Source organism: Collinsella aerofaciens, assembly GCF_901212495.1.
GTDB lineage: Bacteria > Actinomycetota > Coriobacteriia > Coriobacteriales > Coriobacteriaceae > Collinsella > Collinsella aerofaciens_H.
Genome location: NZ_CAAKNY010000082.1, coordinates 63,252 through 69,609 on the forward strand (window position 1 = coordinate 63,252; position 6,358 = coordinate 69,609).

General features: G+C 60.7%; 5 protein-coding genes and 1 tRNA gene. All 6 read left to right on the forward strand.

The window, feature by feature from the left end; genetic code table 11:
* The first annotated feature begins 653 nt into the window (after positions 1–653).
* The 6 genes from SFLMC1_RS10095 to SFLMC1_RS10120 all read left to right on the forward strand — a co-directional run bounded on the left by SFLMC1_RS10095 (position 654) and on the right by SFLMC1_RS10120 (position 6,279).
* Positions 654–1,715 carry a glycoside hydrolase family 5 protein gene (locus SFLMC1_RS10095; protein ID WP_152074059.1) on the forward strand — a complete coding sequence of 354 codons (1,062 nt, stop codon included), beginning with the start codon at positions 654–656 and terminating at the stop codon, positions 1,713–1,715.
* Positions 1,716–1,721: 6 nt separating this feature from the next.
* On the forward strand, positions 1,722–2,600 hold the full coding sequence (gene rsmI, locus SFLMC1_RS10100; RefSeq protein ID WP_152074058.1) for a 16S rRNA (cytidine(1402)-2'-O)-methyltransferase: 879 nt from the start codon (positions 1,722–1,724) through the stop codon (positions 2,598–2,600).
* 69 nt (positions 2,601–2,669) lie between these two features.
* Entirely contained in the window at positions 2,670–4,271 is a 1,602-nt protein-coding gene (gene metG / locus SFLMC1_RS10105) for a methionine--tRNA ligase (protein WP_152074057.1), read from the forward strand.
* A 110-nt stretch (positions 4,272–4,381) separates the two neighbouring features.
* Positions 4,382–5,242, forward strand: coding sequence for a 16S rRNA (adenine(1518)-N(6)/adenine(1519)-N(6))-dimethyltransferase RsmA (rsmA, locus tag SFLMC1_RS10110; protein ID WP_152074056.1), 861 nt, complete (start codon positions 4,382–4,384; stop codon positions 5,240–5,242).
* Entirely contained in the window at positions 5,235–6,149 is a 915-nt protein-coding gene (locus SFLMC1_RS10115) for a TatD family hydrolase (protein ID WP_226814250.1), read from the forward strand. The genes rsmA and SFLMC1_RS10115 overlap by 8 nt, the downstream gene beginning before the upstream one ends.
* A 43-nt stretch (positions 6,150–6,192) precedes the next feature.
* Positions 6,193–6,279: transfer RNA gene (locus SFLMC1_RS10120), tRNA-Leu, on the forward strand.
* The last annotated feature ends 79 nt before the right edge of the window (positions 6,280–6,358 follow it).

The window sequence follows — 6,358 nt, forward strand, 5'->3', positions numbered from 1 at the left end:
ACCTCTGCAAAGGGGTCCTTTTCTTTTATATGGCCCCCACGCGGAATCGAACCCCGTGAGGGCGCGGAGCTGAGTAAACGCGCAAGCGTTTGCCAGCGTAGCTCGCAAGGCGCACAAGCGCCGCAGCGGTCCGCGCACGCGGAGCGTGGGCGCGATTCCCTTCCCCGCCACCTTGAATTGACTAGGGCCCCTGCAAAGGGGTCCTTTTCTTTTACCGAGGGCTCCTGTGGAAACTGCATCCCGGAATAAAGCCTCAAAGCGGGATGCGCTTTCCACTTTGAGCCTGTTTGGGAAAGCGTGGCCCGGAATCCGGCGTCAGAATGGGACGCGCTTTCCTTTTGCGGCCCTTGGCGGAAAATGCGTCCCAGATCCCACGCTCAGAACGGGATGCATTTTCCGGTTGAGGCCTCGAACGGAAAATGCATCCCCGTCTTTTGCGAACAAACGGGGCACGCTTTCCGGCCGCCTACTTCCGGCGCATATCTGCATTTCGACGCGCCGTCTCGGGTCCGACTGCCCGGACATTCCTCCCACTTTTGCGCCACTTTGTAGACCGTTCGGTCGCCTGTCCGCACGCGCGGGTATACTCAAACCGATACTTTTCCTATGCAACACGATGCAGGTTCGACCTGCGCGATTCGAAGGGGGCCGTGATGGAGAGGATTCTCGGCGTTAATCTCTCTGGCTGGTTTATTCCCGAGCCCTGGGTGACCCCGTCGCTCTATGCGGCGACCGGAGCATCCAATGCAGCCGAGCTGCAGGAGGCCATGGGCACCGCTGCCTATAACGAGCGCATGCGTCACCATTACGAGACGTTTGTGAGCGAGGACGATTTTCGTCGTATGGCGCAGATCGGTCTCAACGCCGTGCGCCTGCCGGTGCCGTGGTATGCCTTTGGCTCGCAGGAGTCCGATGCCTCCTACATCTCGGTCGTCGATTATATCGACCGTGCTATTGAGTGGGCCGCCAAGTACAACATCCGCGTACTGCTCGATTTGGCGACCGTACCCGGCGGTCAGGGCGATTCCAACGATTCGCCCACGACGCCGGAAGTCGTCGCTGAGTGGCATTCGTCCACCAATGGCCGTCACGTTGCGCTCGATGTGCTCGAGCGCCTGGCCGATCGCTATGGCGAGACCGAGAGCCTGCTGGGCATCGAGCTGTTGGATACGCCGCAGATGAGCGTACGCAAGAGCCTCTTTACCATGACGGACGGTATTCCGGCGCACTACCTGCGCAACTTCTATCGTGACGCGTACGAGCTCGTTCGTTCGTATATGCCCGAGGACAAGATCGTCGTCTTTTCCTCTTCGGGACACCCTGGCGAGTGGAAGCATTTTATGCGCGGTGCCAAGTACAAGAATGTCTACATGGACCTTCACCTGTACCATTACCGCGACGAGTATGCGCTCGACATCACGAGCCCCCGCGGTCTGACGACGGCGATTTCGCGCAACAAGCGTGAGCTCAAAGAGGCGGTCGAAACTGGGTTCCCCGTTTTGGTGGGCGAATGGTCGGGTGCGGCGATCTTCGCCAACTCCTCGGTTACGCCCGAGGGTCGCAATGCCTACGAGCGCGTATTTATCGCCAACCAGCTGGCATCGTTTGCACCGGCGGCTGGCTGGTTCTTCCAAACGTGGAAGACCGAGAAGCGTATTGCAGCATGGGACGCCCGCGCGGCACTCGGCACGCTCGAGCGCGGCATGATTGAATAGGTTGATATGACGCAAAACAGCTGCCGCACGGGCAAACTTTATGTGGTCGGTACGCCCATCGGTAACCTGGGCGACCTGTCTCCGCGCGTCGGCGAGACATTTGCCGCCGCCGATGCCGTCTGCTGCGAGGACACGCGTGTGACCTCAAAGTTGCTGATGCACCTGGGCATTTCCAAGCCGCTTGTCCGTTGTGACGAGAACGTGATCGCCAGCCGCGCAGCCGGCCTGGTCGACCGCCTGCTGGCGGGGGAGACCCTCGCCTTTGCCTCGGACGCCGGCATGCCGAGTGTGTCCGATCCCGGCCAGGCGCTGGTCGAAGCGGCGCGTGAGGCCGATGTGTCCGTCGAAGTTATTCCCGGTCCCTCTGCTTGCGTCACGGCGCTCGTCTCGTCCGGCATTCCCTGCGAGCATTTTTTTTTCGAGGGCTTTTTGGGTCGCAAGCACGGCGACCGCGTGCGCCGACTGCAGCGCCTTGCCGTGGTGCCCGGCGCGCTCATCTTCTACGAGTCTCCACATCGCATCGTGGCGACGCTCGAGGCCGTGGGCGAGGTCTTTCCCCAGCGTGAGGTTGCCGTCTGCCGCGAACTCACCAAGCTGCACGAGGAGGTCTTGCGCGGGCCCGCCGCCCAGCTCGCCGAGGAGCTGCGTGCTCGCGGCGAGGTCAAGGGCGAGATCGCGCTGGTTATCGCGCCGCCGAGCGAGGATGAGGAGGCCGGTATCGTGCCGGTTGGCGCTGCGGCGGTGGATCCCGATGAGGCCCTGCGCGAGGACATTCGCACCGCGCTCGAGGAGGGGGAGCCCGCTTCTGCGGTGGCAAAGCGCCTGTCGCAGAAGTATTCGCGCCGCAAGCGCGATGTCTATGCCATGGTGCTCGATATGCAATAGATGGAGGATATCTAACCCTTGCGTTAGAATCATCCCCTGTATGCAACGTTTTTCTGGAGGACAGACCCTATGGATCAAACCAAGCCTTCGTTTTTTATCACGACGCCTATCTACTACGTCAACGCCGATCCGCATCTGGGCACGGCTTATTCCACCATCATCGCCGACGTCCAGGCTCGCTATCGCCGCTCCGCCGGCTATAACGTCAAGTTCCTGACCGGTATGGACGAGCATGGCGAGAAGGTTGCCGAGGCCGCTGCCAAGCACGGCATGACACCGCAGGAGTGGACCGACAGCCAAGCTCCGCACTTCAAGGAGCTTTGGAGCAAGCTCGAGATCTCCAACGACGACTTCATTCGTACCACCGAGCCGCGCCAGCATCATGCGGTGCAGTATCTGTGGGAGCGCATGAAGGAGTCCGGCTACCTGTATAAGGGCAGCTATGACGGCTGGTACTGCGTGCCCGACGAGACCTACTTTACCGATACGCAGGTCCAGAAGGGTGACGAAGAGTACGGCAGCGTCGGCCAGCACCTGTGCCCCGATTGCCACCGTCCGCTCGAGCGCGTGCAGGAGGAGTCCTACTTCTTTAAGCTTTCCGCCTTCCAGGACAAGCTGCTCAAGCTCTATGACGAGCACCCCGATTTTGTTGAGCCCGCGTTCCGCATGAACGAGGTGCGCAGCTTTGTCGAAGGCGGCCTCAACGACCTTTCCGTGAGCCGCACGAGCTTTGATTGGGGCATCAAGGTCCCGTTCGACGAGGACCATGTGACCTACGTGTGGTTCGATGCGCTGCTCAACTATATGACCGCTGTCGGTTACGGTGTCAATACCGACAAGGCCCGCGCCGAGCTGGCCTATCGCTGGCCCGCGCAGTTCCACATTGTGGGCAAGGACATCATCCGCTTCCACTGCGTCATTTGGCCCGCCATGCTCATGGCCGTCGGCGAGGCCCTGCCCGAGCACGTCTTTGCCCACGGCTTCCTGACCGTGCGCAATGCCGAGACCGGCAAGGCCGAGAAGATGTCCAAGAGCCGCGGCAACGCCATCGCTCCGCAGGATGTTATCGACATGCTGGGTGTCGAGGGCTATCGCTACTACTTCATGACCGACGTCGTTCCCGGCACCGATGGCGCCATCAGCTTCGAGCGCATGGAGCAGGTCTACAACGCCGACTTGGCCAACAGCTGGGGCAACCTTATCTCGCGCTCGCTCAACATGAGCGGCAAGTACTTTGATGGTTGCGCTCCGGCTAAGCCGGCGTCTGCCGACGCGTTCGGCAACCCGCTGGCAAAGATCGCCGACGGCCTGGTCGAGCGCTACATGGCCAAGATGGACGTGCTCGATTACGGCGGAGCCAAGGACGAGGTCATGGAGCTCATCCACGCCGCTAACCACTACATCGAAGACTCCGAGCCTTGGTCGCTTGCCAAGGACGAGGCCAAGGCTGACGAGCTGGCGTTTGTGATCTACAGCCTGCTCGAAGCCATCCGCATTGCCGCTCACCTGTTGATGCCGCTCATGCCCCAGACTTCTACCGAGGCCCTGCGTCGCCTGTCCTGCGAGGACGAGGCCACGAGCGACGACCTCAAGGGCATCTGCACTTGGGGCCAGCTTGCCGGCGGACGTCCCGTCGAGAAGGGCGACCCGTTGTTCCCGCGTCTGGCGTAAAGACCGCGCGAGTGCCATATCGGCAATTTGCTGTTTAGATGTAAGGGCATGGCTGCAACGGTCCATGCCCTTTTGCTTTACGATGCAGCCACCATGTTAAGGAGGCAATCATGACAACTTCGCCTTTGGCAAATTCCACGGCAACTAGGGAGCTGCTGGAGGAGTTTGGCCTTGCGACCAAGCATCGCCTGGGCCAGAACTTCCTGATCGACAACCATGTGATCGAACGTATCTGTGAGCTCGCTGAGCTTGCGGGCGATGAGCGCGTGCTCGAGGTTGGCCCGGGCGTTGGCACGCTGACGTTGGCCCTGCTGCAGGAGGCGGCGTGCGTTACGTCCATTGAGGCCGATCCCGAGCTTGAGCCGGTGCTCGATGCCCACGCCGCCGACTATGCCAACTTCCGCTTTATCATGGGCGATGCGCTCAAGGTGACGCCGGAACAGATTGAGCAGGTTGCGGGCGGTATGCCGACGGTGTTTGTGGCAAACCTGCCCTATAACGTGGCGGCGACGATCATCCTGCAGTTCTTCCAGACGATGCCCGCGCTCAAGCGCGCCGTGGTCATGGTGCAAAAGGAAGTTGCCGATCGCATCGCCGCAGCTCCTGGCAACAGGACGTACGGTGGCTATACGGCAAAGCTTGGACTCTATGGCACGGTGACGGGGCGCTTTGAGGTGCCGCCGCGCTGCTTTATACCGGCACCGCATGTGGACTCCGCTGTCGTGCGTATCGACCGTGTTGACGGCACGCTGCCCGAGGGGCTTGACCGCGAATTTGTGGCCCGCGTGATTGATGCCGCCTTTGCCCAACGCCGCAAGACCATCCGTAATTCCATGAGCGCCAACGGCTTTGCCAAGGACGTGCTCGATGCCGCCTATGAGGCCTGCGGTATCGCACCTACCACGCGTGCTGAGGCGCTTGATGCTGCCGACTTTGTCCGTCTGGCCCAGGAGCTAATCCATGATGCCTAGTGCCGAACGCGTGACGTTTACCAAGAAAAAGAAAACGGTCGTCTGTCCGGAGCCGCTGGCGCCGCTTGCCGATACGCATGCGCATCTGCTCTCATTTTGGGGCAAGGAAGTGCCCGAGACGCTCGTGCGCGCTAAAGCCGCAGGCATCGATCTGTTGGTGACAGTCTTCGATCCCATTGCCGATAAACGAAGTGTGACGGACTATAGCGACTGGCTGACGCACGAGATTCTGCCGATGCAGGATATTCCACAGATCAAGTATCTCGCTGGCGTTCACCCCTATGGCGCGCCGGACTATACCGACGACGTCCACGCACAGGTCGTTGCCGCACTCGATGACCCCTTATGCGCCGGTATTGGCGAGATCGGTTTGGACTACCACATGGATTACGACGACGATATTGCGCCGGCGCCCCACGACGTGCAGATCGACTGTATGGCGCGCCAACTCGAGGTTGCCGTACGCCGCAACGTGCCGGTGGAGCTACATCTGCGTCACGAGGACACGGACCAGGAGCGCACCTCGCACGTTGATGCGTACAACGTGCTGCGCGAGATCGGCGTGCCCCAGGCCGGTTGCGTACTGCACTGCTTTGGCGAGGACCGCGCCACGATGGAGCGCTTTGTGGATTTGGGTTGTTATATCGCCTATGGCGGCGCGGCTACCTTTAAGCGCAACGATGACGTGCGCGAGGCATTCGCGGCAACCCCGCTCGACCGTATTTTGTTCGAGACGGATTGTCCCTATATGGCGCCGGAGCCCATTCGCGGTCTTGAATGCGAGCCCGCAATGATCTCCATTACGGCAAACGCGCTGGTTAACGACCGTGTCGATCGCACTGGTGAGGACGCCGAAGCAATCGCTCGAGCCACCTGGGGAAATGCCTGCAAACTTTTTCAAAAATAGTTCTTGCGTTCGCGGTGGCGCTCCGTTATTCTAATTCCTGCACGCGGGCGTGGCGGAATTGGCAGACGCGTACGGTTCAGGTCCGTATGGGGGCAACCCCATGAAGGTTCAAGTCCTTTCGCCCGCACCATTAAATGAAAGAGCTCCCAGCAATGGGGGCTTTTTTTGTTATGGGCCCTTCGCAGGGACTTGAACCTGCGAAGGAGCGA

Bases quoted from the DNA above. Each gene is read 5' to 3' on its own strand.
- SFLMC1_RS10095 (WP_152074059.1), top strand. From the start codon at position 654: ATGGAGAGGATTCTCGGCGTTAATCTCTCTGGCTGGTTTATTCCCGAG.
- rsmI (WP_152074058.1), top strand. From the start codon at position 1,722: ATGACGCAAAACAGCTGCCGCACGGGCAAACTTTATGTGGTCGGTACG.
- rsmA (WP_152074056.1), top strand. From the start codon at position 4,382: ATGACAACTTCGCCTTTGGCAAATTCCACGGCAACTAGGGAGCTGCTG.
- metG (WP_152074057.1), top strand. From the start codon at position 2,670: ATGGATCAAACCAAGCCTTCGTTTTTTATCACGACGCCTATCTACTAC.
- SFLMC1_RS10115 (WP_226814250.1), top strand. From the start codon at position 5,235: ATGCCTAGTGCCGAACGCGTGACGTTTACCAAGAAAAAGAAAACGGTC.